This is a genomic window from Pseudomonas cistanchae, from assembly GCF_054483635.1.
The window spans coordinates 178585-205024 of the sequence record NZ_JBTLWN010000001.1; the positions used below are offsets into that span (position 1 = coordinate 178585).

A 26440-nucleotide genomic window follows, 5' to 3' on the forward strand; every position below is an offset into this window, starting at 1 on the left:
AATCTTTTATATGGAATACCGCGACCCATGAAGCGCCCGAACATCCTTTTCATCATGGCCGACCAGATGGCCGCGCCCGTTCTGCCGATCCACGATGCGGCCTCGCCGATCAAGATGCCCCACCTCGCGCGCCTGGCCGAAGAGGCTGTGGTGTTCGACGCGGCCTACTGCAACAGCCCGCTGTGCGCGCCGTCGCGCTTCGTGCTGGTCAGCGGCCAGTTGCCGAGCAAGATCGGCGCTTATGACAACGCCGCCGACCTCGCGGCGGACGTGCCGACCTACGCCCACTACCTGCGCCGGCTCGGCTACCGCACCGCGCTGTCCGGCAAGATGCACTTCTGCGGCCCGGACCAGCTGCACGGCTACGAGGAGCGCCTGACCAGCGATATCTATCCGGCCGACTATGGCTGGGCGGTGAACTGGGATGCGCCGGACGTGCGCCTGAGCTGGTACCACAACATGTCTTCGGTGCTGCAGGCCGGGCCATGCGTGCGCAGCAACCAGCTGGATTTCGACGAGGAGGTGGTGTTCAAGGCCCAGCAATACCTCTTCGATCACGTGCGCAGCGGCAGCGATCAGCCGTTCTGCCTGACCGTGTCGATGACTCACCCGCACGATCCCTACACAATTCCCGAAGAGTTCTGGAACCTGTACCGCGACGAAGAAATCCCGCTGCCGAGCCTGGTGATCGACCAGGCTGAGCAGGACCCTCACTCGCAACGCATACTCAAAGTCATCGACCTGTGGGACAAGCCGCTGCCCGAGCAGAAAATCAAGGATGCGCGCCGCGCCTATTTCGGCGCCTGCAGCTATATCGACGCGAACATCGGCAAACTGCTGAAAACCCTGAAGGACTGCAACCTGGCCGACGACACCATCATCGTCTTCTCCGGCGACCACGGCGACATGCTCGGCGAACGCGGCCTCTGGTACAAAATGCACTGGTTCGAGATGTCCGCACGGGTGCCGCTGCTGGTGCACGCGCCCAGCCGGTTCGCCGCACGCCGGGTCAGCCAGTGCGTGTCGACCCTCGACCTGTTGCCGACGCTGGTCGAGCTGGTGGGCGGCGCGGTCGATGCCGACCTGGCGCTGGACGGCCGCTCGCTCGTGCCGCACCTCGAGGGTCGCCAGGGCCACGATGAAGTGCTCGGCGAATACATGGCCGAAGGCAGCAATAGCCCGCTGATGATGATTCGCCGCGGCGACTGGAAATTCATCTATTCGGAACAGGACCCGCTGATGCTGTTCAACCTGCGCGAGGACCCGCAGGAACGCGACAACCTCGCCGAGTCGAGCGCCCACAGCGCGGTGCTCGCTGATTTCCTCAACCAGGCGCAGGCACGCTGGGACATGCCGGCGATTCATCAGGCGACCCTGTCCAGCCAACGCCGCCGGCGCCTGGTGGCCGAGGCGCTAACCCACGGCAAATTGAAGAGCTGGGATCACCAACCCATGGTCGACGCCAGCCAGCAATACATGCGCAACCACATCGACCTCGACGATCTGGAACGCCGCGCCCGCTATCCACAGGTTTGATGCAGGCACGGCCTGCGACTTGCAGCACTCATCAGCGAAGGGGAGAAAAAGGCATGAAGACACTTGGCAGCGTAATCGCCGGCGGCCTGTTACTGGCCGCCACGTTCCACAGCCAGGCCGAGGACGCCAGTTGCGCGACGGTCAAGCTCGGCGACCCGGGCTGGAGTGATATCGCCGTGACCAATGGCATCGCCAGCCTGCTACTTGATAGCCTCGGCTACAAGGCGCAAACCCAGACCTTGGCCGTACCGATCATCTTCGCCGGGCTGCAAAAAGGCCAGGTGGATGTGTTCCTCGGCAACTGGATGCCTGCGCAGCAGAGCAACTACGACAAGTTCGTCGCCACTGGCGCAGTCGACAAGGTGGTGGAGAACCTTAGCGGCACCGAATACACCCTGGCCGTGCCGACCTACGCCTTCGACGCCGGAGTGAAAACCTTCGCCGACCTGGATCAGCATGCCGATGCGTTCGACCGGAAGATCTACGGCATCGCCTCCGGGGCGCCGGCCAACGAGTTCATCAAGCAGATGATTGCAGCCGACGAGTTCGGCCTGAAGGACTGGACGCTGGTCGAATCCAGCGAACAGGCGATGCTGGTACAGGTCGGTCGCGCGGTGAAACGCGAGCGCTTCGTTGCCTTTCTCGGCTGGACGCCGCACCCGATGAACGTGCAGTACGACATGCGCTACCTCAAAGGCGGCGAGAAGTACTTTGGCGAAAGTGGCAGCGTCAACACGCTCTTGCGCAAGGGCTACAGCACGCAGTGCCCGAACGTCGGCAAGCTGCTCAGCAACCTGACGTTCACCCAGGATATGGAGAACGCGATCATGGATCAGGTGCTGAGCAAGCAAGCCAGCAACGCCGATGCGATCAAGGCCTGGCTGAAAGCCAACCCGGAAGCCGTGGATGCATGGCTGGAGGGCGTCACCACCCGCGAGGGCGGCGACGGCCTGGCCGCGGTGAAGGCGCAGCTTTGAAATAAGCGCCGCGATTGCGTAGGGTGGCCGGGACAGTCGCAGTCCCGGCCGCCGCAGCGAACCGGTCCCGCCGTGGCCTGTCTGTGTTAGGTACAGCCTCTTCCAAAACGAGCGACACCATGCCGCTACCCAGCCGCCAGGCCCTCTTTCCCTTCCTCCGCTGGCTGCCCAACACCAGCCGCAAAAGCCTGGCGAATGACCTGCTGGTGGGGTTGAGCGGCGCCATCCTGGCCCTGCCACAATCCATCGCCTACGCCCTGATCGCCGGCCTGCCAGCCGAATACGGCCTGTTTGCGGCAATAGTGCCGGTGATCGTCGCCTGCCTGTGGGGCTCATCGTGGCACCTGATCTGCGGGCCGACGGCAGCGATCTCGATCGTGCTGTTCACCAGCGTCAGCGCCGTCGCCACGCCTGGCAGCGAGCAATTCATCGCCCTGGCGCTGCTGCTGACCTTTCTCGCCGGGTTGTTTCAATGGCTGCTGGGCTTGCTGCGATTCGGCGCCCTGGTGAACTTCGTCTCCCATTCGGTGGTGCTCGGCTTCACCCTTGGCGCCGCCGTGGTGATCGCCCTCGGCCAGTTGCCCAACCTGCTGGGCATCAGCGTTAGCAGCCAGCCCACGGCCCTGGCGACCATGGTCGGGATTGGCGCGCACCTGCTGGAAACCGATTGGCGCGCCCTGGCGCTGGCGATGTTCACCCTTGCCGTCAGCCTGCTGAGCAAACGCCTGTGGCCACGCTCGCCGGCGTTGCTGCTGGGCATCGTCGCCGGCAGCCTGGCGGTGATGGCGTTGCCGGAGCAGCTGTCCGGCATTGCGCTGGTCAGTGCATTCACCGGTCAGTTGCCGCCGTTCGAAATGCTGCACTTCGAGCTGTCGAGCGTGCTGCAGCTGCTGCCCGCGGCCGTCGCCTGCGGCATGCTCGGGCTGGTCACCAGCCTGTCGATTGCCCGCGCCCTGGCGAGCAAGTCCCAGCAGTTTCTCGATGCCAACCAGGAAGTGTGTGCTCAAGGCCTGTCGAACATCATCGGTCCCTGGTTCTCCGGCTCGCTGTCGGCGGGCTCCTTCACCCGGTCCGCGCTCAACCTGCAGGCAGGCGCCCATTCACCGTTGGCAGGGGTGGCATCGGCCCTGCTGGTGGCGCTGTTCGCCCTGCTCGGTGCCGGCCTGATTGCGCATATTCCGCTGCCGAGCATGGCGGCGAGCATCCTGCTGATCTGCTGGGGGCTGGTGGACCTGGCCGGCGCCCGCGCGCTGTTCCGGGTCAGCCGCTCGGAGTTTCTGGTGATGCTGCTGACCCTGCTCGCCACCCTGGTGCTGGAGCTGCAGACGGCGATCTACGCCGGGGTGCTGGCTTCACTGTTTTTCTACCTCAAGCGCACCTCGCAGCCGCGAGTGAAGTTCTGGCAGGAGGGCGAGGAGGAACTGCTGCGGGTCGAGGGCTCGATCTTTTTCGGCGCCTGCCATTATCTGCAACAGCTTATCCAGCGCAGCAGCGGCGCGCGGGTGATCATCGACGCCCACCACGTCAACTTCATCGATTACGCCGGGGTGGCAATGCTCCACCAGGAGGCGCGGCGCCTGGGCGCGCAGCAGCGCAGCCTGATCCTGCGCCGCGCCCGGCCCCAGGTGATCGAGGAAATCCAGAAGCTCGAAGGCGCCGAGCACTGCCCGGTGCAGTTCGAGGATTGAATCCGCCTAGGGTGCGCCAAGCGCACCAATGCGGTTTGCCATGGAATCAGTCGTTGGTGCGCGCGGCGCACCCTACCGGCTCACCTTGCTCGAGTTGCCGACGCAGTTCGGCCAGCACCGGTGCGCTGTCCGGACGCACGCCGCGCCAGACGAAGAACGCCTCGGCCGCCTGCTCGACCAGCATGCCGAGGCCATCCAGGGTGCGCGCCGCGCCTTGCGCCGCCGCCCAGCTATTGAAGGCGGTCGGCTCTTTGCCGTACATCATGTCGTAGCACAGCGTGTGGCCCGGCGCGATCAGCCCCGGTGCGATCGGCGGCAGTTCGCCGGCCAGGCTCGCCGAGGTGCCATTGACGATCAGGTCCACCGGCGCGTCCAGCCCGTCGAAACCGCGGCCGATTACCGGGCCCAGGTCAGCAAACTCGGCGGCCAGCATCTCGGCCTTGGCGGCGGTGCGGTTGGCGATTACCAGCGCCGCCGGCTGCTGCGCCAGCAACGGCTCGAGAACCCCGCGCACGGCGCCCCCGGCACCCAGCAGCAGAATGCGTTTGCCGCGCAATTCGCAGCCGGCGTTGAGCGTCAGGTCGCGCACCAACCCGGCGCCATCGGTGTTGTCGCCAAGCAGACTGCCATCGTCGAGTTTCTTCAGGGTGTTCACCGCGCCGGCGCGTTGCGCGCGTGCGGTGAGGCTGTCGGCCAGCTGAAAGGCCCGCTCCTTGAATGGCACGGTAACGTTGCCACCCTTGCCGTCGCGGAAAAACGCGCGGGCGAAGCCGAGGAAATCGTCCAGCGGCGCCAGCAGCGTTTCATAGCTCAACGCCTGGCCGGTCTGCGTGGCGAAAAGGCGATGAATAAGCGGCGATTTGCTGTGGCCGATGGGGTTACCGAAAACGCCGTAGCGGTCCATGGGATGTCCTTTCTGGTTACAGAGCCACCGCGCAGGCCGTCATTGGCAACTGTAGGGGGAGAAGCCTTCGGCAAGTCCGCCCTACGAGGCTATCGGCGTCGCGTCATGGCAAGAAACTAGGGTGCTGCAGGCAGCCAGTCGCGGTCGGTGAGGAAATACTCGGTCAGTCGCGCCTCTTCGCTACCTGGCTCGGGCTTCCAGTCGTAACCCCAGCGCACCTGCGGCGGCAGCGACATGAGGATCGACTCGGTACGCCCGCCCGACTGCAGGCCGAACAGCGTGCCGCGGTCGAACACCAGGTTGAACTCGACATAGCGGCCACGGCGGAACGCCTGGAACTCACGCTCGCGCTCGCCATACGGGGTCAGCTTGCGCCGCTGCACGATGGGCAGGTAGGCCTCCAGGTAAGCGTCGCCGATTGCGCGAATGAACGCGAAACTGGTGTCGAAATCCCACTGATTCAGGTCATCGAAAAACAGCCCGCCGATCCCCCGCGGCTCGTTGCGATGCTTGAGGTGAAAATAGCGATCACACCATTCCTTGTAGCGCGCGTAGACATCGGCCCCGAAGGGCGCGCAGGCATCACGGGCGACACGGTGCCAGTGCACGCAGTCTTCCTCGTTGCCGTAGTAGGGCGTCAGGTCGAAGCCGCCACCGAACCACCAGACCGGCTCCTCGCCTTCTTTCTCGGCACTGAAGAAACGCACGTTGGCGTGGGAGGTCGGTACATAGGGGTTTTCCGGGTGGATCACCAGGGACACGCCCAGCGCTTCGAAACCGCGACCCGCCAGTTCCGGCCGATGAGCACTGGCCGATGGCGGCAGGTTGTCGCCGAACACGTGGGAAAAATTCACCCCGCCTTTTTCGATCAGCGCGCCATTCTCGATCACCCGCGTACGACCACCGCCGCCTGCAGGGCGCTGCCAGGCGTCTTCGAAAAATTCAGCGCCAGCGTCCTCGGCTTGCAGGGCGGCGCAAATGCGGTCCTGCAGGTCGAGCAAATAATTTCTTACAACCTCGGTACGTTCACTCACGACGCCACCTTTATCAGCTGGAGAGCCACGCGGCCTAGGGCCAGCGGGCGAATCGCCGGCAAGCTTACCACCCGGACCTGCCATTTCGGCGGGGCATCCGGACGAAGAACGGTGCGACAGATGCGCGCGCGTGGATTAAAACGCATGATGACCAGCCTGATCGAATCTTCCTGAGAGGAGCCTGATATGGCCAAGCGCATTCAGTTCAGCCGCCACGGCGGGCCAGACGTTCTCGAGTTTCTCGACTATCAACCCGCGGCGCCTGGCGCCAAGGAAGTGCGGGTGCAGAACCAGGCGATCGGCCTGAACTTCATCGACACTTACTACCGCAGCGGCCTCTATCCGCCACCGGTGCTGCCGTCCGGGCTGGGCACCGAAGGCGCGGGCATCGTCGAGTCGGTCGGTTCGGCGGTCAGTGGCTTCCAGGTCGGCGACCGCGTTGCCTATGCCACCGGGCCGCTCGGTGCGTATGGAGAGCTGCACGTGTTGCCCGCCGAAAAGCTGGTCAAGCTGCCCGATGCCATCAGCTTCGAGCAGGCCGCCGCCGTCATGCTCAAGGGCCTGACCGTGCATTATCTGCTGCGCCAGACATTCCCCCTGCAGGGAGGTGAAACCATTCTGTTCCATGCTGCCGCCGGCGGTGTCGGCTCCTTCGCCTGTCAGTGGGCCAAGGCCCTCGGAGTGAAACTGATCGGCACGGTCAGCTCGGCAGAAAAGGCCGCCCGCGCCAGTGAGCTGGGCGCCTGGGCAACCATCGATTCGAGCCATGAAGACGTCGCCCAGCGGGTACTGGAGCTGACCGAGGGACGCAAGTGTCCGGTGGTGTATGACGGTGTCGGCAAGGACACCTGGGAAACTTCGCTGAACTGCGTGGCGCCGCGCGGCCTGCTGGTCAGCTTCGGCAACGCCTCGGGCGCGGTGAGCGGCGTCAACCTGGGCATCCTTGCGCAGAAGGGTTCGCTGTTTGTTACCCGACCGACGCTGGCCAGCTATGCCGACACCCCAGAACGCCTGCAAATGATGGCCGACGAGCTGTTCGACATGATCGAGAGCGGCAAGCTCACCGTGGAAATCAGCAACCGTTATGCGCTGAAGGATGCAGCCGCTGCGCAAACCGCGCTGAGCGCCCGGCAAACCACCGGCTCGACGATTCTGCTGCCGTAAACCCGTAGGGTGCGCCATGCGCACCTGCGTTTCATGCAGGGCGTTGCGGTGCGCGCGGCGCACCCTAACCTTCAAGATGGGCGAATCACGTCGCCGGTGACCAGGTCGCGAATCAGGCTGGGGTTCTTGCGCCCGCCCAGCGCGCCACCCAGGACCTTGTCCAGCTGCCGTGGAAAATACTGCTCAACCCGCAAGCGTGATCGGGCTGCCGGCCGGCCGGCCGGGTTGGCGGAGGTGGACACCAGCGGGCCGGTGAGGGCGCTGAGGGCGCACACCAGCGGATGATCGCTGACCCGCAAGGCGACGCTGTTGTGCGAGCCGGTGATCCAGTCGGGCAGCCGCTGCTGATGGGGCACCAGCCAGGTATTCGGTCCCGGCCAGCTGCCAGCCAGGCGCTCCTGCCAGACCTCGGGCAAATCTTCGAGCAGGAAATCGAATTGCTCGATGGCGCCTGCCACCAGAATCAGGCCTTTGTGGACGGGGCGGTTCTTCAGGGCCAACAGACGCTCCACCGCCAGTTCATCCCAGGGGTCGCAGCCCAAGCCCCATACAGCTTCGGTTGGATAGGCGATCACCCCACCGGCACGCACCACCTGCGCCGCCTGCCGTACCTGCCAACTGCTGACCATCTGCCTGCCCTCCCCAATCAAGACCGACGCGCAGTGTATCCAAGCGCGGGCTTGCTTGCAGCGCGGCTTAGTCCGCTCGCGCCAGCCAGCGTCCGGCTTCGCAGACAACCCGCCCTTCCAGCTCCAGGTCGGTCAGCGCCGCCAGCACCTGGGGCAAAGGCCAGCCGCTCGCCGCCGCCAGGGCTTCACTGTTGTGCGGCGCCGCGTGCAGCAGATCGAGCAAGGGATGGGCCGCATGCTGGGGCCCGACCGGCGCCTCAGGGGCTTGGGCTTGCCAGCCGCGCAGCCCTTCCAGAATGTGCTCGATGCTTTCGACCAGAATCGCGCCATCGCGGATCAACTGGTGGCAGCCCCGTGCACCCGGATGATGGATCGATCCGGGAATCGCATAAACCTCGCGACCCTGCTCGGCGGCCAGGCGCGCGGTGATCAGCGAGCCGCTGGACGGGCTGGCTTCGACCACCAGTACGCCCAGCGACAGGCCGCTGATGATCCGATTGCGCCGCGGAAAGTTGCTGGCCTGGGGCGGGCTGTCCAGCGGCAGCTCGGATACCAGCGCCCCGCCCTGGGCGACGATATCCGCCGCCAGCTGCTTGTGACGCGCCGGATACAGGCACTGCAGGCCGGTACCCAGTACCGCGATGGTCTTGCCCGCCACGTCCAGCGCGCCTTGGTGGGCGGCGCCGTCGATACCGAGCGCCAGGCCGCTGGTAATCACGAACCCGCCAGCGGCCAGGCTGCGGGCGAAGCTGTGGGCAGTATCCAGCCCTGGGCGCGACGCGCGACGACTGCCCACCATGGCCAACTGCGGCTGCTCCAGCAGACCCGGATCGCCTGCCACGAACAACAGCGGTGGCGCATCCGCCAGTTCGGCCAGCAGGGCCGGGTAGGTCGGGTCGTCCCACATCAACAGGTGATGGCGCGGCTCCCCCAGCCAGGCCAGTGCGGCACTCGCTCGTTCGCGGATTTCGGCGCTGCGACGCGGCTCGGCACATACCGCCGGCAGCCCAAGTGCACGCCAGGCGCTGGCCGGTGCGCTGAGCGCAGCCGAGGCCGTATCGAACGCGCTGAGCAGCTTGCGCAAACGCCGCGGGCCAAGCTCCGGCAAGCAGTGCAGGCGCAGGCGGGCTTCGATTTCAGCGGGGGAGACGGAATAGCTGGAAAGCTGCGACATGCTGATCATCCTTGATCGGTCGCGCCACGGGGACGCTATGTCGGAACGGCAGAAAAACAAAGCCCCGCGATTGCGGGGCTGTTTCTGTCAGGGGTTGCGTACCTTGTCCATCACCGCGAGCTGGCGGGTGGCGTTGAGGATCAGGCCATAGCTGAGCTTTTCATAGGTGCGGAACACCATCAGCAGACCGGCACGCTCGTCCGGGATCTTCACCGACTCGCCAGTGACGCGGTCACGTACGGTTTCGCCGGTCTTGTAGACCGCCAGCACGTTACCTTCAACCAGGCCGTCGCGGGCGCCCTTGTTAAGCGTGACCACGTCGAACTGACCGATCTGGGTGACCCCACGCGGAACGTCGAGGATCAGGCCGCGAATTTCTTCGGCTGGCTCGCTGGGCATAAAGGTCGAATTGATCGCGCGTTCTTCGGTGGGGAACAGGCGATCGCCAAGGCGAACTTCCTGGGTAGAGCGGCTCAGCATCATGGTGCCGATATCGCCTTCCTCGGCAATGATTTCACCGCCACCGATGTCATCGGCGTTGATGCCAAGGAACTCCTGGGTATCGGGATCGGTATAGGTCTTGCCCTGACGGAAGATTCCGTAAACCGGCGCGGCTTCATCGAAGGTGCCGCGGGCATAAATCCGATCGCCCGAACCGCTGATCACACGCTCAGCGTTGCCGGCGACGATATAAGGCGCGGCTTCGAACTGTTCAGGGGTGTCGACGATGCGGTTGCTCAGCAGAAAGCTGTTGATCGCCTCGAGCGGAATTGCCGGAATCGCTTCGGCCATCGGCGTGCTGCGTATGGTCGGCGACAGCTTGATGGTGCCGCGCGATGCGCCGCGGTTGAGCATCAGGCGTGGCTGACCATCAACGTAGACCAGGCTCAGCTGGTCGCCTGGGTAGATAAGATGCGGGTTTTCAACCTGGGGATTGGCGTGCCAGATTTCTGGCCACTTCCACGGCTCGCTGAGGAACTTGCCGGAGATATCCCACAGCGTGTCGCCTTTAACCACGGTATAACGGTCAGGGTGACCGTCCTTGAGCTGCACTTCTGCCTGGGCCATCCCGGTCTGGGCCAAGCCGCTTGCGGCAAGCAGCAGCAAGGCGAGTAGTGATTTCCTCATGCGGTGAATCCCTTTATTATGTGTCTTCGCGTGGAGCGCCCTAGCGCTGTGACAAACCCTGTAGTGCCGCGGCGTGAAGCCGTTTTTCAATGCTGCTCATCATCTTAGCAGCGGATTTTGACTTTATTCCACAAGTGCATCACAAACGCATATGGCGATCTTAAACATCCTTGAATTTCCCGACCCACGACTGCGCACCATCGCAAAGCCGGTGGATGTGGTCGATGACGCCTTGCGCCAGTTGATCGACGATATGTTCGAAACCATGTACGACGCGCCGGGGATAGGCCTGGCCGCCACCCAGGTCAACGTGCACAAGCGCCTGGTAGTGATGGATCTGTCGGAAGACCGCAGCGAGCCGCGGGTTTTCATCAATCCGGAATTCGAGTCGCTGACTGACGAAGTCGATCAGTATCAAGAGGGCTGTCTGTCGGTACCCGGCTTCTACGAGAACGTCGACCGCCCACAGAAGGTCCGCATCAAGGCACTTGATCGCGATGGCCAACCGTATGAGCTGATCGCCGAAGGCCTGCTTGCCGTTTGCATCCAGCACGAATGCGATCACCTCAACGGCAAGCTGTTCGTCGACTACCTGTCCACCCTCAAGCGCGACCGCATCAAGAAGAAGCTGGAAAAGCAACATCGCCAGCAGGCTTGAGCGCCTCATGTGCAAAGGCTTGCAGCCGGATACGTGAGAGCGCAGTGGTTCTCCGCTAGCCTGGCAGCAAGCCTTTTCTTTAGCGAGCCCCCATGACCGAAGCATTGCGTATCGTCTTTGCCGGCACCCCGGAATTTGCCGCCGAACATCTCAAAGCCCTGCTGGCTACGCCACACCGGATCGTTGCGGTGTACACCCAGCCGGATCGCCCGGCCGGACGTGGGCAGAAGCTTTCGCCGAGCCCGGTCAAGCAGCTCGCCGCCCAGCATGGCATCGCGGTCTACCAACCGCAGACGTTGCGTGACCCCGCCGCGCAGGCCGAACTGGCTGCGCTCGATGCTGACCTGATGGTCGTGGTGGCGTACGGCCTGATTCTGCCGCAAGTGGTGCTCGACATCCCACGCCTGGGCTGCATCAACAGCCATGCATCGCTGCTGCCGCGCTGGCGCGGTGCGGCGCCGATCCAGCGTGCCATCGAGGCAGGCGATACGGAATCCGGCGTTACCGTGATGCAAATGGAAGCCGGCCTCGACACCGGGCCCATGTTGCTCAAGGCGCGCACGCCGATCACACCCGACGACACAGGCGGCAGTCTGCACGACCGCCTCGCCAGGCTCGGGCCGCAGGCGGTGATCGACGCAATCGACGGCCTGGCTGCGGCCACGCTGATGGGCGAGGCCCAGGATGACAGCCTGGCGACTTATGCGCACAAGCTGAATAAAGAAGAAGCACGCATCGACTGGACCCGTCCCGCGGTTGAACTGGAGCGGTTGATTCGGGCGTTCAATCCCTGGCCGATCTGCCACAGCAGCTTAAACGAGGCGCCGCTGAAGGTACTGGCAGCGCTGCACGTCGACGGCCACGAAAACGGACCTGGCCAGGCGGGAGAAATCCTTGCGGCAAGCAAGGACGGACTTATCGTCGCCTGTGGCGAAGGCGCGCTGTGCTTGACGCGCCTGCAGCTGCCGGGCGGCAAGCCGCTGAATTTCGCCGATCTGTACAACAGCCGGCGCGAGCAGTTTGCCGTCGGCATGGTGCTGCTATGACGGTATCCGTATGAACCCGCGTCTCGCCGCGGCTCGCGCGCTGGCCGTCGTGCTCAACGGCAAGGCATCTCTGGGCAGCAGCTTGCCGCCGTTGCTTGACCGGGTCGAGCAACGCGACCGTGGCCTGGCCCAGGACCTGGCGTTTGGTACCGCACGCTGGCAACCGCGCCTGGCCCTGATTGCTGAAAAGCTGCTGCAAAAGCCCTTCAAGACCGCCGACCGCGACGTCGAAGCGCTGCTGCTGATTGGCCTTTATCAACTGTTCTACACGCGCATCCCGGCCCACGCGGCGATCGGTGAGACCGTCGCCTGTATCGACAAGTTGAAAAAACCGTCGCTCAAAGGCCTGCTCAATGCCGTGCTGCGCAATGCCCAGCGCGAGAGCGAGACCATCATCGCCAGCCTGGACCGCGATCCGGTGCTGCACAGCGCCCATCCTCGCTGGCTGCAAAAGGCGCTGAAAGCCCATTGGCCGGAACACTGGCAAGCCATCTGCGCCGCCAACAACGCCCATCCACCGCTGATTCTGCGCGTCAATCGGCTGCGCGGCAGCCGTGACGATTACCTGGCGGAATTGCGTCGAGTCGGCTTCGAGGCCGAGCCCTGCGCATACAGTGTGGACGGCATCCGCCTGCTCGAGGCCTGCGATGTCACCGGCTTGCCGGGATTTGCCGAAGGTCGCGTCAGCGTGCAGGACGAGGCCGCGCAACTGGCTGCCGGTATTCTCGACCTGGCGCCCGCTCAGCGGGTGCTCGACGCCTGCTGCGCCCCGGGCGGCAAGACCTGCCACCTGCTTGAGCGCGAACCTGGGCTGGCAGGTGTGATAGCCGTCGATCTGGAGGAAAAACGTCTGGTGCGCGTGCGCGAAAACCTCAAGCGCCTGGGGCTGTCAGCGGAACTGATCGCCGCCGATGCCCGCGACCTGACCGCGTGGTGGGACGGCGTGCCTTTCCAGCGCATCCTGCTCGACGCGCCCTGCTCGGCGACCGGGGTGATTCGTCGTCACCCGGACATCAAGCTGACCCGCCAGGCTGACGATATCGCTCCATTGGCTGCCTTGCAGGGCGAGCTGCTGGACGCACTCTGGCGCACCCTCGAAGTGGGCGGCATCCTGCTGTACGCGACCTGTTCGGTGTTGCCGGCAGAGAACAGCGACACCATCGCCGCGTTTCTTACCCGCACGACAGGCGCTCGGGAGCTCGATATTGCCGGCGAGTTCGGCCTCAAGCCCGCCCATGGCCGTCAACTGTTGCCGCAGATCGACGGCCACGATGGTTTCTACTATGCCAAGCTGATCAAGATCGCAGCGTGCTGATGCCGTAACTTCAGTACATTCCCACGGTCTACGGCGCTGAACGCGCAAGCTGTCCCCATTAGGAGCGAACACGTGAAGATCATCATTCTCGGCGCCGGTCAGGTTGGTGGCACCCTCGCCGAGCACCTGGCCAGCGAGGCCAACGACATCACCGTGGTGGACACCGATGCCGATCGCCTGCGCGACCTCGGTGACCGCCTGGATATCCGCACCGTGCAGGGCCGTGGCTCGTTCCCCACGGTGCTGCGCCAGGCCGGCGCCGACGATGCGGACATGCTGATTGCGGTGACCAACAGCGACGAAACCAACATGGTCGCCTGCCAGGTCGCCTACACGCTGTTCCATACCCCGACCAAGATCGCCCGGGTTCGCGAGCCGGCCTACCTGACCCGCGCCGGCCTGTTCGACAACGAGGCCATTCCGGTCGACGTGCTTATCAGCCCGGAGCAGGTGGTGACCAACTACATCAAGCGCCTGATCGAATACCCGGGCGCGCTGCAGGTCATCGACTTCGCCGAGGGCAAGGCCCAGCTGGTGGCGGTGCGCGCGTATTACGGCGGCCCTCTGGTGGGCCAGCAACTGCGCCAGCTACGCGAGCACATGCCTAATATCGACACCCGGGTAGCGGCGATCTTCCGCCGCAATCGACCGATCATTCCGCAGGGCGATACCGTGATCGAGGCGGATGACGAGGTGTTCTTCATCGCCGCCAAGGGCCATATCCGCGCGGTGATGAGCGAAATGCGCCGCCTGGAAGACAGCTACAAGCGCGTGGTGATCGCCGGCGGCGGGCATATCGGCGAGCGACTGGCTGAGGCGATCGAAAGCCGTTACCAGGTAAAGATCATCGAGATGAGCCCGGCGCGCTGCCGCTACCTCTCGGAAACCCTCGACAGCACCATCGTGCTGCACGGCAGCGCCTCGGACCGCGACCTGCTGGTGGAGGAGAACATCAGCGATGCGGATATATTCCTGGCGCTGACCAACGACGACGAAGCCAACATTATGTCCTCGCTGCTGGCCAAGCGTCTCGGCGCGCGCAAGGTGATGACCATCATCAACAACCCGGCCTATGTCGACCTGGTACAAGGCGGCGAGATCGATATCGCCATCAGCCCGCAGATGGCGACCATCGGCACCTTGCTGACCCACGTACGCCGCGGCGATATCGTCAGCGTGCACTCCCTGCGTCGCGGCGCCGCCGAAGCCATCGAAGCCATTGCCCACGGCGATGCCAAATCGAGCAAGGTGGTCGGCCGGGCGATCAAGGACATCGCCTTGCCGCCGGGCACCACCATCGGCGCGATCATCCGTGACGAAGAAGTGCTGATGGCACACGATGCCACGGTGATCGAATCCGGCGATCACGTGATTCTATTTCTGGTCGACAAGAAGCACATCCGCGACGCCGAGCGCCTGTTCCAAGTCGGCCTGACGTTCTTCTGATGAGCATCGACTCCCTGGAAAAAATGCTGGCCAAGGGTGTGGATAACGCCCTGCTGCGCTTCGGCCTCGGTAAGGGTTATCTCGATGCAGGCGAATTCGCCATGGCGGCGCAGCACTTGCAGCGCTGCGTGGCGTTCGACCCACGGTATTCGGCGGCCTGGAAGCTTCTTGGCCAGGCGCTATTCAAACAGGCGCTGACCGATGATGCGCGTCAGGCCTGGGTTACCGGCCTGCAGGCGGCGCAGGAAAAAGGCGACAAGCAAGCTGAGAAGGAAATCGGCGTTTTTCTGAAGCGTCTGGATAAGGCTGGGCAACAGCCGTAGCGCGACCTGCTGTCAGCTCTGCACAAAACGCAGGCCAACCCCCATCGGTTCGACCCGCACCACTTCCAGTTGCAGGATCGGCGCTTCCATCGGCAGGCCCTGCACCTGGCCGGCCAAGCGTTCACCCATGGTCAGCAGGTCCTGCCCCTGATCCATCAGCACGTACACGCCGCAATCGGAAATATCACGGGTGGTCACCATCAGCTCGCCATGCAGGGGATGTTCGAGACGCAGGCGAACCTTGAGGGGCGTTCGGGTGTTTTTTCGCTGGTTGCTCATGCTGCGTCCATCGAAGGGGATTGTTGCAGACTAGCCGACAGCAGCCGGGGCTCGCAACCAGACGGCAGTTGCCGCCCGCTGCGGCTCAATACCACTTGGCTTCGCCGGCGGGGCGCTTCTTGAAGCGCTTCATGCTCCACATGTATTGGCTCGGGTAGGCGCGCACATATTTTTCGATCACTGCGCTCATTGCCGCCACCGAGGTTTCCACCTCCTCGCTGTACATGGCCGCTGGCGCTGCTTCGAGGATCACCTTGAAGCCGGAGCCATCTTCCAGGCGCAGCGCATGCAGGAACACCCCACGCGCCTTGCCGCCCGCGAGCATGCCGGCGACGAATTTGCTGGTGAGCGCCTGGGTGCCGAGAAACGGCACGAACACCCCAGCGGAAAGACTCGGCTCCGGGTCCGCCGGGATGCCGACGGCCCCGCCTTTTCGCACTTCCTTGATGACGCTGAGAATGCCTTCGCGAGTGGAGGGCGCAACACGGTTACCGAGCTGCACCCGCTGCTTGCGCAACAGATCGTCCACCGCCTTCAACTTGGGTGGACGGAAAAAGATGATCGGTTTGCACTGCGCGCAGTAGAAGTGATTGAGCACTTCCCAGTTGCCCAGGTGGCTGGTGATGCCGACCACGCCTTTGCCGCTGGCCAGGGCCTCGTGCAATACCTCCAGGCCCTCGACCTCGCGCACCAGGTCAATGGATTTCTGCGCCGGCCAGATCCAGGCGCAGGCACTTTCGGTCAGGGTTTTGCCGATGCCCTGCAAGGATCGACCGAGCAGACGGTCGTGGGCCGCGGCATCGAGTTCGGGAAAGCACTTGCTCAGGTTAATGCTGGCAACGTCACGGGAGCGATTCGGCAGCTTCCACATCGACCAGCCGATGGCCGCGCCAACCGCCTGGACGGCGCGCCAGGGCAGCAGCGCGAACAATCGCAGAAAGCCAACCACCAAGGCACCCTTGAGCTTTTCCACAGGCAACTCCTGAAATGAACGGGCGGCCATTGTAGCCGCGCCAGCACCATCGAGGGCGCTGTTGCCGTGAAGTGCTGCTAACCGGCCAGCGCCGCGTAGCGATCACAGTCGGTGCTGTGGTCCATCACCATGCCGCTCGCCTGCATGAAGGCGTAGCAGATGGTCGGACCGACAAAGGTGAAACCGGCCTTCTTCAATGCCTTGCTCATGGCTTCGGCGGCAGCGGTCACCGAGACCATCTGGCTGCGTTCGCTGAAGTGGTTGACCAACTGCTTGCCGCCGACGAACGACCACAGCAGGCCCACCGGATCGTCGAGCTTGAGCCAGGCCTGGGCGTTCTGCCGGGCGGCCTTGAGCTTGAGGCGGTTGCGGATGATGCCGGGGTCCTGCATGCGCTGCTCGATTTCCTCGTCGCTCATCTGCGCCAGCCGTTCGGGATCAAAGCCAAACAGTACTTCGCGATAACGTTCGCGTTTTTTCAGCACGGTGATCCAGGACAGACCGGCCTGAAAACCTTCGAGCAACAAGAGTTCGAACAGGGCGCGCGGGTCACGCAACGGCACCCCCCATTCCTGATCGTGATACGCCTGATAGAGCGGGTCGTCGGTACACCAGAAGCAGCGCGGCATAGGGCTTTCCAGGGCGGTGGAGGCCGCGCGGATTGGGGTATACTCCCGCCCTTTCTGTCGCAGCCAACAGGTGAATTTTTCGTGAGCCAGACTACGCCTGCCGTGCGCACCTTCCAAGACTTGATCCTCGCCCTTCAGCAATACTGGGCCGAGCAAGGTTGTGTGGTGCTGCAGCCTTACGATATGGAAGTGGGTGCCGGCACCTTCCACACAGCCACCTTTCTGCGCGCCATCGGCCCGGAAACCTGGAACGCCGCCTACGTGCAGCCTTCGCGCCGTCCCGCCGATGGCCGTTACGGCGAGAACCCCAATCGCCTGCAGCACTACTACCAGTTCCAGGTGGTCTTGAAGCCGAACCCGGAGAACTTCCAGGAGCTGTACCTGGGCTCACTGAAAGCCATCGGCATCGACCCGCTGGTGCACGACATTCGCTTCGTCGAAGACAACTGGGAATCGCCTACCCTCGGCGCCTGGGGTCTGGGTTGGGAAATCTGGCTGAACGGCATGGAAGTCACCCAGTTCACCTATTTCCAGCAGGTCGGCGGCATCGAGTGCTACCCGGTTACCGGCGAGATCACCTACGGTCTCGAGCGCCTGGCCATGTACCTGCAGGGCGTCGATTCGGTGTACGACCTGGTGTGGACCGACGGCCAGTTCGGCACGGTCACCTATGGCGATGTGTTCCACCAGAACGAAGTGGAGCAGTCGACCTACAACTTCGAGCACGCCAACGTCGACAAGCTGTTCGAGCTGTTCGATTTCTACGAGAGCGAAGCCAACCGCCTGATCGAGCTGGAGCTGCCGCTGCCGACCTACGAGATGGTGCTCAAGGCCTCGCACACCTTCAACCTGCTGGATGCGCGCCGGGCCATCTCGGTGACCGCGCGCCAGCAATACATCCTGCGCGTGCGCGCCCTGGCCCGCGCCGTGGCGCAGAGCTACCTGCAAGCGCGGCGCAAACTCGGCTTCCCGCTCGCCGCCCCGGATCTGCGTGATGAAGTACTGGCCAAGCTGGAGGCAGCAGAATGAGTACCCGTGATTTTCTGGTAGAACTGGGCACCGAAGAGCTGCCGCCGAAATCCCTGAACACTCTCGGCGAGGCCTTTCTCGCCGGTATCGAAAAAGGCCTGAAAAGCGCCGGCCTGACCTATGGCCAGGTGCGTTACTACGCCGCGCCGCGCCGCCTCGCCGTGCTGGTCGAGCAGTTGCAGACGCAACAGGCCGATCGCACCCAGAACCTCGACGGCCCGCCCGTCCAGGCGGCGTTCGACAAGGACGGCAACCCGACTCAGGCAGCGCTGGGCTTCGCCAAGAAATGTGGCGTCGAGCTGAGCCAGATCGACCAGAGCGGCCCCAAGCTGAAATTCAGCCAGAGCATTCCCGGCCAGGCTGCCGCCGGCCTGTTGCCCGCCATCGTCGAGACCTCGCTGAACGAATTGCCGATTCCCAAGCGTATGCGCTGGGGCGCGCGCAAAACCGAATTCGTCCGCCCGAGCCAGTGGCTGGTGATGCTGTTCGGTGACGAGGTGATCGACTGCGAGATCCTCGCCCAGCAAGCCGGCCGGGTATCCCGCGGCCATCGCTTCCATGCCAACCATGAAGTGCGTATCAGCAGCCCGGCTGCCTATGCTGCAGACCTGCGCCGCGCCTATGTGATTGCCGACTTCGCCGAGCGCCGCCAACAGATCGCCGAGCGTATCGAACAGCTGGCCGCCGAGCAGCAGGGCACCGCCATCGTGCCACCCGCGTTGCTCGATGAAGTCAGCGCCCTGGTCGAGTGGCCGGTGCCGCTGGTCTGCTCGTTCGAAGAGCGCTTCCTCGAAGTGCCGCAGGAAGCGCTGATCACCACCATGCAGGACAACCAGAAGTACTTCTGCCTGCTGGATGGCAACGGCAAGCTGCTGCCGCGCTTTATCACCGTGGCCAACATCGAATCGAAAGACCCTGCGCAGATCATTTCCGGTAACGAGAAAGTCGTGCGTCCGCGCCTGACCGACGCCGAATTCTTCTTCAAGCAGGACAAAAAGCAGAAGCTGGAAAGCTTCAACCAGCGTCTGGCCAACGTGGTGTTCCAGGCCCAGCTCGGTTCGGTCTACGACAAGGCTCAGCGGGTTTCCGCCCTGGCCGCTTTTATCGCTGAACGCATCGGCGGCGACGCCACTCGCGCGGCGCGCGCCGGCCTGCTGTGCAAATGCGATCTGGCCAGCGAGATGGTCGGCGAATTCCCGGAAATGCAGGGCATTGCCGGCTATTACTACGCCAAGCATAACGGTGAAGCCGAAGACGTGGCCTTGGCGCTGAATGAGCAATACATGCCGCGCGGCGCTGGCGCTGAACTACCGAGCACTCTGACCGGAGCCGCTGTAGCCCTGGCCGATAAGCTGGATACCCTGGTTGGTATCTTCGGCATCGGCATGCTGCCCACTGGTTCCAAGGACCCTTATGCGTTGCGCCGCGCTGCCCTTGGCGTGCTACGCATCCTGATCGAGAAGCAGCTGGATCTGGATCTGGCCGATGCCATCGCCTTTGCCATCCAGCAGTTCGATAGCAAGGTCAAGGCCGAAGGTCTGGCTCCTCAGGTTCAGGACTTTATCTTCGACCGCTTGCGCGCCCGCTACGAAGACGAGGGCGTCGATATCGCCGTGTACCAGGCGGTGCGCGCGGTAAGCCCGACCTCGCCGCTGGATTTCGACCAGCGCGTGCAGGCCGTGCAGGCCTTCCGCAGCCTGCCCGAAGCCGCCGCGCTGGCGGCCGCCAACAAGCGCGTGTCGAACCTGCTGGGCAAGGCGGAAGGCCAGGTTGCAGCCAGCATCGAGGCCCATCACTTCGACAGTCCCAGCGAGTTCGCCCTCAACGCAGCGATCCAGCAGGCTGACCATGCGGTGCAACCGTTGGCCCAGGCGCGGCAGTACAACCTGGCGCTGGCACAGCTGGCGAGCCTGCGCGAGCCGGTGGACGCGTTCTTTGAAGCGGTGATGGTGAATGCCGAGGACCCGACCGTACGGGCCAACCGTTACGCGCTGCTGGCCAAGCTGCGCGGGCTGTTTCTCGGCGTGGCCGACATCTCGCTGCTGGGGTAAACCGGTGGACAAGCCTTCGGCATGTCCATCCTACGTCCCAAATCGATCATAGGATGGGTGGATACCCATCACCCTGTATACGATGGGTTACGCCGCCTTGCGGCTAACCCATCCTACGGAGCTTCAAGTCGCCTCTATGAAACTGCTGATTCTCGACCGCGACGGGGTGATCAATTACGACTCCGACGCCTACATCAAGAGCCTCGCCGAATGGATTCCGCTACCCGGTGCCATCGAGGCCATCGCCCACCTGTCCAAGGCCGGCTGGACCGTCGCCGTCGCCACCAACCAGTCCGGCCTGGCCCGCGGCTATTACGACTTGGCGGTGCTTGAGTCGATGCATGCACGGCTGCGCGAACTGGTCACGGAGCAGGGCGGCGAACTGGGCCTGATCGTCCATTGCCCCCACGGCCCGGACGACGGCTGCAACTGCCGCAAGCCCAAGACCGGCATGCTCGAGCAGATTGCCACTCATTACCGGGTGGCGTTGAAAGGCGTATGGTTCGTCGGCGACAGCAGCGGTGACCTGACGGCGGCGTGCGCCGTCGACTGTCAGCCGGTGTTGGTAAAGACCGGTAAGGGCGAGCTCACGCTGGCTAAAGGATTGCCAGCGGGCACCCTGGTATTCGATGATCTGGCGGCGGTTGCCGTACAGCTTCTCCACTGATAGAGCAGGCCCTGCCTGCGACGGTAAATGTTTCTATGTCGACAGTGCAGGCCCTCAGAATCGCTCTCTTCTATCTGCTGTTGGCGTCCACCGCTTTTATCTGGTGCACCCTCAGCGTCTTCGTCGCCCCCTTCCTGCCGTTCCGCGCGCGCTACCGTTTCGTCGTGCAGAACTGGTGCCGCTGCGCCACCTGGCTGGCCAAGGTGGTGGTTGGTATTCGCTACGAGATCAAGGGCCTGGAGAATATCCCCGAGCAACCGTGCGTGATTCTGGCCAAGCACCAGAGCACCTGGGAGACGTTCTTCCTCTGCGGCTACTTCGAACCGCTCAGCCAGGTGGTCAAGCGCGAGCTGCTGTATGTGCCGTTCTTCGGCTGGGCGATGGCCATGCTCAAACCCATCGCGATCGACCGCAGCAACCCCAAGGCAGCGCTCAAGCAGCTCGCCAAGCTGGGCCACGAACGCCTGGAGCAGGGCGCCTGGGTGCTGGTGTTCCCGGAGGGCACACGCATCCCGACCGGCCAGATCGGCAAGTTTTCCCGCGGCGGCGCTTCGCTGGCGGTGAATGCCAACCTGCCGGTGCTGCCCATCGCCCATGACGCCGGCAAGTTCTGGCCCAAGGAAGGCTGGGGCAAGACCCCAGGGGTGATTCAGGTGGTGATAGGCCCGGTCATGCATGCCGAGGGAACCGGGCCGCGTGCCATCGCCGAGCTGAATGACCGGGCATTCGCCTGGGTCAGCCAGACGCAGCGGGAAATCGGCGCGCTTGATCCGGTGGCGGCGCCGCTGGGAGTCAGCGAAGCGGTGTAGCCTCGCTCAACCGGCTATCGGCTGAACCATGGCACCTGGCTTCAAGGAACGACGACCGCCATGTCGATGCCTGAATGTGGCGGTTGCGCACAGTCTTCACGGCCTCTGAGCCGAGCAAAGGGGCTAAGCTGAGCGCACTCAACCGCAATGAAAGGGAATTCTGCCCATGCTGTCGATTTACCAGCTCAAGCCAGCGTTTCAGAACCTGTTGCGCCCTGGCGTGCAACGCCTTTACGAGAAAGGCGTAACGGCCAATCAGGTGACGCTGGTCGCGGCCGTTGTCTCGGTCGTGCTGGGTATCCTGCTGGCGGCATTTCATCCATACACCTGGCTGTTCGCGCTGATTCCGCTGTGGATGCTCCTGCGTATGGCGCTCAACGCCGTGGACGGCATGCTCGCCCGCGAATTCGGCCAGCAGTCCAAGCTTGGCGCCTACCTCAACGAATTGTCCGATCTGATTGCCGACAGCGCGCTCTACCTGCCATTCGCCCTGCTGGCGGGCGTCTCGCCATTGCTGGTGGTGCTGGTGGTGGTGTTCGCCCTGATCAGCGAGTACGCCGGCGCACTGGGACCGATGGTCGGTGCTTCACGCCGCTATGACGGGCCGATGGGCAAAAGCGACCGCGCCTTCGTCTTCGGCGTGCTCGGCGCCGGTGTAGCCTGCGACCTGCTACCCGCCGTATGGATTGACGGCGTGCTTGCGCTGGTGTTCGCGCTACTCCTCTACACCCTCTATAACCGCGTGCGCCACGGCCTGGCCGAAGCCGCACACTCTTCTGATTCGAAATAAGGACATCTCGATGCGCGAAGCCAACTCCCTCAGTTTCACCACCCATGACGGCGTCGAGCTGTTCTACCGCCACTGGCCTGCGCTATCGACGTCGCCCGCCACGCCACGCCGCGCCGTTGTGATGTTCCACCGCGGCCATGAGCACGGTGGACGCATGGCGCATCTGGTCGATGAACTCGACCTGGCGGATTTCGACTTCTTCGCCTGGGATGCGCGCGGTCACGGCCAGTCGCCCGGCGCCCGTGGCGACAGCCCGAGCTTTGCCACCAGCGTGCGTGATGTGCAGACCTTCATCGATCACATTGGCGTCGCCCACGGCTTGCCGGCCGAAGACCTCGCCGTGCTGGCGCAGAGCGTCGGAGCCGTGGTGGTCTCGGCCTGGGCGCATGACTACGCACCGAACATTCGCGTGCTGGTACTCGCCTCGCCCGCGTTCAAGGTCAAACTCTACGTACCTTTTGCTCGACCTGGGTTGAAGCTGATGCGCGCGCTGCGCGGCAATTTCTTCGTCAACAGCTACGTGAAGGCCAAGTACCTCAGCCACGATGCGCAACGTATCGCGTCTTTCGACAGCGACCCGCTGATCGCTCGGGCGATCTCGGTGAACATGCTGCTCGGTCTGTATGACGCCGCCGAGCGCGTGGTCGCTGATGCCCAGGCGATCCAGATCCCCACCCAGCTGCTGATCTCCGGTGCCGACTTTGTCGTGCATCGCAAACCCCAGGAGCAGTTCTTCGAGCGCCTCGGCAGCTTGCGCAAGGAGAAGCACATCCTGCCCGGTTTCTTCCATGACACCCTTGGCGAGCGCGACCGCGGCCATGCCCTCAGCCGGGCGAAACGCTTCATTCTGCGCTGCTTCGAGGAGCCGGTGCAGCGCCCATCGCTGCTTGATGCCGATCGCCTGGGAGTGACCTGCGCCGAGTCCGAGGAGCTGGCCGCGCCGCTGCCGCACAACTCGTTGCGCGACCTGTACTGGCGCATGACCCGCGCCAGCCTGGCGCTCGGCAGCGGGCTATCGGCGGGAGTCAAACTGGGCTTCGAGACCGGCTTCGACTCCGGCAGCACCCTCGATTACGTCTACCGCAACCAGCCCACCGGCAAAGGCGCGCTGGGCAAACTGATCGACCAAAACTACCTCAACTCCATCGGCTGGCGCGGCATCCGGCAGCGCAAGCTGCATGCCGAAGAACTGCTGCGCCTGGCCATGGGCAAGCTGCGCGAACAGGGCCGGGACGTGCGCATCGTCGATATCGCCGCCGGTCATGGTCGCTATATCCTCGAATCCCTCGAAGGCATGCAGCAGCAGCCCGATTCGATCCTGCTGCGCGACTACAGCGATATCAACGTGCGCGACGGCAGTGCGCTGATCGAGCAGAAAGGTCTGGGGGCGATTGCCCGCTTCGTCAAAGGCGATGCATTCGACCGTCTCGATCTGGCCGCCATCGACCCGAAGCCGACGCTGGCCGTCGTCTCGGGGTTGTATGAATTGTTCGGCAGCAACCAGATGGTCGGCGACTCCCTGGCCGGGCTCGCGGCTGCCGTGGAAGAGGGCGGTTACCTGATCTACACCGGGCAACCCTGGCACCCGCAGCTGGAACTGATCGCCCGCGCCCTGACCAGCCATCGCGACGGGCAGCCATGGGTCATGCGCCGTCGCAGCCAGGCGGAGATGGACCAACTGGTGGCTGCTGCGGGCTTTCGCAAGCTGACCCAGCGCATCGACGAGTGGGGTATTTTCAGCGTATCGCTGGCGCAGCGGGTGTCGTGATGAACGAAGTGCGCGAGCCGGGTTTATGGAAGCGCGGCGTGCTCTGGCTGCTGCTTCTGGCACCACTGTTTTTTGCCAGCTACAGCTTTGCCAACTGGCTGACCAGCCAGCGCGATGATGTCGGCAGCTTGGTGTTCGCCTGGGAAAGCCAGATGCCGCTGTGGCCCTGGACGATCGTGCCTTACTGGTCGATCGACCTGCTGTACGGCCTGTCGTTCCTGTTGCCGGCAACGCGCCGGGAAATGGACCGTCACGGCCTGCGGCTGCTCAGTGTGCAAGTGCTGTGCATCGCCTGCTTTCTGCTCTGGCCGCTGCGTTTCACCTTCGAGCGGCCGGAACTGGATGGCTTATTCGGCAGCATGTTCGACGTGCTGATGGGTTTCGACAAACCCTTCAATCAGGCGCCATCGCTGCACATCGCGCTGCTGGTGGTGCTGTGGACCTGCTTTGCCAGTCACGCCAGCGGGGTATGGCGCTGGCTGACCCATGGCTGGTTTTCGTTGATCGGGCTGTCGGTGCTGACGACCTGGCAGCACCATTTCATCGACGTGCCGACGGGCGTTCTAGCAGGCTGGCTGTGCGTCTGGCTGTGGCCGCACCAGGGCCGCAGCCCACTGCTGCACTGGCGCCTGGCGCGTGAGCCGAAGCGCTGGCGGCTGGCGTTTCGCTATGGCGCAGGGGCCTTGCTGCTGATGACGCTGGCAACCAACCTGGGCGGGACCTGGTTGTGGCTGGCCTGGCCGGCCTTGTCGTTATTGCTGGTGGCGTTGAACTATGCCCTGTTCGGTGCCGAAGGCTTTCAGAAACGCGCCGATGGCCGCCTCAGCAGTGCCGCCTGTTGGCTACTGGCACCTTACCTGGCAGGAGCCTGGATCAATTCCCGCCTGTGGACGCGCCGGCATCCGCACGCGGCCGAGATAGGCGAGGGCGTCTGGCTCGGACGCATCCCCAGCGCCACCCAGGCTGAGCAATTCAACGCCGTACTCGATCTCAGCGCCGAACTGCCACTGCGCACACAGCGCAAGGTGTACCGCGTGCTGCCGGTACTCGATCTCACCGTACCCGGCGCGGATACCCTCCTGGAAGCAGCGCGGGCCATCGAGCAACTGCGCCTGCAGGGCCCATTGCTGGTGTGTTGCGCCCTGGGTTACTCGCGAAGTGCCACCGCCGTAGCCGCATGGTTGCTGCACAGCGGTCGCTGCCAGGACGTTGTCTCCGCCATCGCCCGCATTCGTCTGGTGCGCCCGCAACTGGTAATGAGTGAGGCTCACCAGTACGCGCTCGAAGAAATGCTGCGGCTCAACCGTCACCGCGGCGACGGCGCATGGGTAGCCGCCCATGGCTGAGATGAAACTGCAGCTGGTGGCCAGTATGCTGCGTCGGGGCCGTTCGCTGGATTGGCTGTCCAGTGGGCTGACCCTGATTGCCATGCTGATCGGGCTCGCGCCATTGACTGGTCTGCCAGCGCATCCATTCAGCGCGGCATGCTGTGCATTACTTGTTGCCACGGGCGTCCTGGGAAAGTACTGGGCGCTGCGCGTTGCCCTGGATGCCGAGCTGTTTCAACACCTCGCCGACGCACCAGAGCAACTGCAAGACCGCGCTGCTGCGCTCGATCAGGCCCTGGTCCAGCTCGGCCTGCAACCTGCAGGGCAGCAAGGGCGGGCCTGGGATGAACGCTGCCGCGGCGCCTTGCGGCTGTTGCGTGCTCAGGCGCTCACCCTGACGTTTCAGCTGCTGGGCACGCTCGCGACCATCATCAGCCTACCTTGTCTCCCAATCACCGGATAAGGAACCGTCCATGCTCGCTTCCCTGACCGCTTTCGCCATCACCTCGGCTGCACGCCTGCTTACCGGGGCGCGTGCGCTTTGGCTCGGTTGCACTGCGCGGCCGGTACAGCGCCTCTACTACGCAAACCACAGCAGCCATGGCGACTTCGTCCTGCTCTGGGCTTCGTTGCCTGAAGAGCTGCGGCGGCGGACCCGCCCCGTGGCAGGCGCCGACTACTGGCAGCGCGACACACTGCGGCGCTACCTGATCAACGAAGTATTCAATGGCGTACTGGTTGACCGCGACCGCAGCATCCCGGACGCCAACCCGCTGCAACCGATGCTCGACGCCCTGGGCAATGGCGATTCGCTGATCCTGTTTCCCGAGGGCACGCGCAATCTGGAAGAAGGTCTGTTGCCATTCAAGAGTGGGCTGTTCCACCTCAGCAACGCGCGTCCCGACATCGAGCTGATTCCCGTATGGATCGCCAACCTCAATCGGGTGATGCCAAAGGGCAGGGCGCTACCGCTGCCATTGCTGTGCACCTTGAGTTTCGGTGCGCCTCTGGAAAAAATCGAAGGCGAAAGCAAGGACGCGTTCCTCGAACGTGCCCGCAATGCCCTGCTGGCCATTGCACCCGAGGAGGTTTGAT

The 26440-nt window shown here is 63.9% G+C and carries 26 protein-coding genes; 18 read left to right on the forward strand and 8 right to left on the reverse strand.

Translation table 11 applies throughout. The features are described from left to right. Positions 1 to 27 precede the first annotated feature (27 nt). From betC to ACX0MV_RS00825, 3 genes are all read left to right on the forward strand, one after another. Positions 28 to 1536: a choline-sulfatase gene (gene betC, locus ACX0MV_RS00815; RefSeq protein ID WP_458980591.1), complete on the forward strand. Its 1509-nt coding sequence runs from the start codon at positions 28 to 30 to the stop codon at positions 1534 to 1536. A 53-nt stretch (positions 1537 to 1589) separates the two neighbouring features. Continuing rightward, positions 1590 to 2513 carry a choline ABC transporter substrate-binding protein gene (gene choX / locus ACX0MV_RS00820; RefSeq protein WP_458980592.1) on the forward strand — a complete coding sequence of 308 codons (924 nt, stop codon included), beginning with the start codon at positions 1590 to 1592 and terminating at the stop codon, positions 2511 to 2513. A gap of 119 nt (positions 2514 to 2632) precedes the next feature. Then, positions 2633 to 4201, forward strand: a complete 1569-nt coding sequence (locus ACX0MV_RS00825) for a SulP family inorganic anion transporter (protein WP_458980593.1) — start codon at positions 2633 to 2635, stop codon at positions 4199 to 4201. A 46-nt stretch (positions 4202 to 4247) separates the two neighbouring features. Here the strand turns inward: ACX0MV_RS00825 and aroE are convergent, their stop codons facing one another. Together aroE and hemF are read right to left on the reverse strand one after the other, a co-directional pair. Then, on the reverse strand, positions 4248 to 5105 hold the full coding sequence (aroE, locus tag ACX0MV_RS00830) for a shikimate dehydrogenase (protein WP_458980594.1): 858 nt from the start codon (positions 5103 to 5105) through the stop codon (positions 4248 to 4250). Between the two features lie 116 nt (positions 5106 to 5221). After that, positions 5222 to 6139 (reverse strand): oxygen-dependent coproporphyrinogen oxidase, encoded by a 918-nt coding sequence (gene hemF, locus ACX0MV_RS00835; protein ID WP_458980595.1) that lies wholly within the window; start codon positions 6137 to 6139, stop codon positions 5222 to 5224. A gap of 186 nt (positions 6140 to 6325) precedes the next feature. On the opposite strand from hemF, the gene ACX0MV_RS00840 reads away from it, so the two are divergent. Next, positions 6326 to 7303 (forward strand): NADPH:quinone reductase, encoded by a 978-nt coding sequence (locus tag ACX0MV_RS00840; protein WP_458980596.1) that lies wholly within the window; start codon positions 6326 to 6328, stop codon positions 7301 to 7303. 71 nt (positions 7304 to 7374) lie between these two features. Here ACX0MV_RS00840 and tsaC read toward each other — a convergent pair whose 3' ends face one another. The 3 genes from tsaC to ACX0MV_RS00855 all read right to left on the reverse strand — a co-directional run bounded on the left by tsaC (position 7375) and on the right by ACX0MV_RS00855 (position 10234). After that, on the reverse strand, positions 7375 to 7932 hold the full coding sequence (gene tsaC / locus ACX0MV_RS00845; RefSeq protein ID WP_458980597.1) for an L-threonylcarbamoyladenylate synthase type 1 TsaC: 558 nt from the start codon (positions 7930 to 7932) through the stop codon (positions 7375 to 7377). 67 nt (positions 7933 to 7999) lie between these two features. Then, complete coding sequence (dprA, locus tag ACX0MV_RS00850; protein WP_458980598.1) at positions 8000 to 9106, reverse strand: DNA-processing protein DprA; 1107 nt, start codon at positions 9104 to 9106, stop codon at positions 8000 to 8002. Positions 9107 to 9193: 87 nt separating this feature from the next. Further along, positions 9194 to 10234 carry a LysM peptidoglycan-binding domain-containing protein gene (locus ACX0MV_RS00855; RefSeq protein WP_458980599.1) on the reverse strand — a complete coding sequence of 347 codons (1041 nt, stop codon included), beginning with the start codon at positions 10232 to 10234 and terminating at the stop codon, positions 9194 to 9196. A gap of 151 nt (positions 10235 to 10385) precedes the next feature. Here ACX0MV_RS00855 and def point away from each other — a divergent pair, with 151 nt between their 5' ends. The 5 genes from def to ACX0MV_RS00880 all read left to right on the forward strand — a co-directional run bounded on the left by def (position 10386) and on the right by ACX0MV_RS00880 (position 15022). After that, positions 10386 to 10892: a peptide deformylase gene (gene def, locus ACX0MV_RS00860; protein ID WP_458980600.1), complete on the forward strand. Its 507-nt coding sequence runs from the start codon at positions 10386 to 10388 to the stop codon at positions 10890 to 10892. A 92-nt stretch (positions 10893 to 10984) separates the two neighbouring features. Continuing rightward, positions 10985 to 11938: a methionyl-tRNA formyltransferase gene (gene fmt / locus ACX0MV_RS00865; protein WP_458980601.1), complete on the forward strand. Its 954-nt coding sequence runs from the start codon at positions 10985 to 10987 to the stop codon at positions 11936 to 11938. Between the two features lie 10 nt (positions 11939 to 11948). Then, the gene (rsmB, locus tag ACX0MV_RS00870; RefSeq protein ID WP_458980602.1) at positions 11949 to 13253 is read left to right on the forward strand and encodes a 16S rRNA (cytosine(967)-C(5))-methyltransferase RsmB; all 1305 of its coding nucleotides are present in this window, start codon (positions 11949 to 11951) and stop codon (positions 13251 to 13253) included. Between the two features lie 72 nt (positions 13254 to 13325). Continuing rightward, positions 13326 to 14699, forward strand: coding sequence for a Trk system potassium transporter TrkA (gene trkA, locus ACX0MV_RS00875; RefSeq protein WP_458980603.1), 1374 nt, complete (start codon positions 13326 to 13328; stop codon positions 14697 to 14699). Further along, positions 14699 to 15022 (forward strand): tetratricopeptide repeat protein, encoded by a 324-nt coding sequence (locus tag ACX0MV_RS00880; RefSeq protein ID WP_458980604.1) that lies wholly within the window; start codon positions 14699 to 14701, stop codon positions 15020 to 15022. Before trkA ends, ACX0MV_RS00880 begins: the two co-directional genes overlap by 1 nt. A gap of 12 nt (positions 15023 to 15034) precedes the next feature. On the opposite strand, the gene ACX0MV_RS00885 is transcribed toward ACX0MV_RS00880, so the two are convergent. The 3 genes from ACX0MV_RS00885 to ACX0MV_RS00895 all read right to left on the reverse strand — a co-directional run bounded on the left by ACX0MV_RS00885 (position 15035) and on the right by ACX0MV_RS00895 (position 16903). Continuing rightward, positions 15035 to 15301, reverse strand: coding sequence for a PilZ domain-containing protein (locus ACX0MV_RS00885; protein ID WP_458980605.1), 267 nt, complete (start codon positions 15299 to 15301; stop codon positions 15035 to 15037). 85 nt (positions 15302 to 15386) lie between these two features. Then, positions 15387 to 16274 (reverse strand): lysophospholipid acyltransferase, encoded by an 888-nt coding sequence (locus ACX0MV_RS00890; protein ID WP_458980606.1) that lies wholly within the window; start codon positions 16272 to 16274, stop codon positions 15387 to 15389. A gap of 77 nt (positions 16275 to 16351) precedes the next feature. After that, positions 16352 to 16903, reverse strand: coding sequence for a DNA-3-methyladenine glycosylase I (locus ACX0MV_RS00895; RefSeq protein ID WP_458980607.1), 552 nt, complete (start codon positions 16901 to 16903; stop codon positions 16352 to 16354). 81 nt (positions 16904 to 16984) lie between these two features. Here ACX0MV_RS00895 and glyQ point away from each other — a divergent pair, with 81 nt between their 5' ends. The 9 genes from glyQ to ACX0MV_RS00940 all read left to right on the forward strand — a co-directional run bounded on the left by glyQ (position 16985) and on the right by ACX0MV_RS00940 (position 26439). Next, positions 16985 to 17932 carry a glycine--tRNA ligase subunit alpha gene (gene glyQ, locus ACX0MV_RS00900; RefSeq protein WP_458980608.1) on the forward strand — a complete coding sequence of 316 codons (948 nt, stop codon included), beginning with the start codon at positions 16985 to 16987 and terminating at the stop codon, positions 17930 to 17932. Next, entirely contained in the window at positions 17929 to 19983 is a 2055-nt protein-coding gene (gene glyS, locus ACX0MV_RS00905) for a glycine--tRNA ligase subunit beta (protein ID WP_458980609.1), read from the forward strand. The genes glyQ and glyS overlap by 4 nt, the downstream gene beginning before the upstream one ends. Before the next feature lie 136 nt (positions 19984 to 20119). Then, complete coding sequence (gene gmhB / locus ACX0MV_RS00910) at positions 20120 to 20650, forward strand: D-glycero-beta-D-manno-heptose 1,7-bisphosphate 7-phosphatase (RefSeq protein ID WP_458980610.1); 531 nt, start codon at positions 20120 to 20122, stop codon at positions 20648 to 20650. A gap of 35 nt (positions 20651 to 20685) precedes the next feature. Further along, a complete protein-coding gene (locus ACX0MV_RS00915; protein ID WP_458980611.1) occupies positions 20686 to 21459 on the forward strand; it encodes a lysophospholipid acyltransferase family protein in 774 nt (257 codons plus the stop codon). Between the two features lie 166 nt (positions 21460 to 21625). Next, the gene (locus tag ACX0MV_RS00920; protein ID WP_458980612.1) at positions 21626 to 22249 is read left to right on the forward strand and encodes a CDP-alcohol phosphatidyltransferase family protein; all 624 of its coding nucleotides are present in this window, start codon (positions 21626 to 21628) and stop codon (positions 22247 to 22249) included. A 10-nt stretch (positions 22250 to 22259) separates the two neighbouring features. Further along, positions 22260 to 24017, forward strand: a complete 1758-nt coding sequence (locus ACX0MV_RS00925) for a bifunctional alpha/beta hydrolase/class I SAM-dependent methyltransferase (RefSeq protein WP_458980613.1) — start codon at positions 22260 to 22262, stop codon at positions 24015 to 24017. After that, positions 24017 to 25363: a phosphatase PAP2/dual specificity phosphatase family protein gene (locus ACX0MV_RS00930; RefSeq protein WP_458980614.1), complete on the forward strand. Its 1347-nt coding sequence runs from the start codon at positions 24017 to 24019 to the stop codon at positions 25361 to 25363. Before ACX0MV_RS00925 ends, ACX0MV_RS00930 begins: the two co-directional genes overlap by 1 nt. After that, on the forward strand, positions 25356 to 25808 hold the full coding sequence (locus ACX0MV_RS00935; protein WP_458980615.1) for a hypothetical protein: 453 nt from the start codon (positions 25356 to 25358) through the stop codon (positions 25806 to 25808). Before ACX0MV_RS00930 ends, ACX0MV_RS00935 begins: the two co-directional genes overlap by 8 nt. A 10-nt stretch (positions 25809 to 25818) precedes the next feature. Continuing rightward, entirely contained in the window at positions 25819 to 26439 is a 621-nt protein-coding gene (locus tag ACX0MV_RS00940) for a lysophospholipid acyltransferase family protein (protein ID WP_458980616.1), read from the forward strand. The last annotated feature ends 1 nt before the right edge of the window (position 26440 follow it).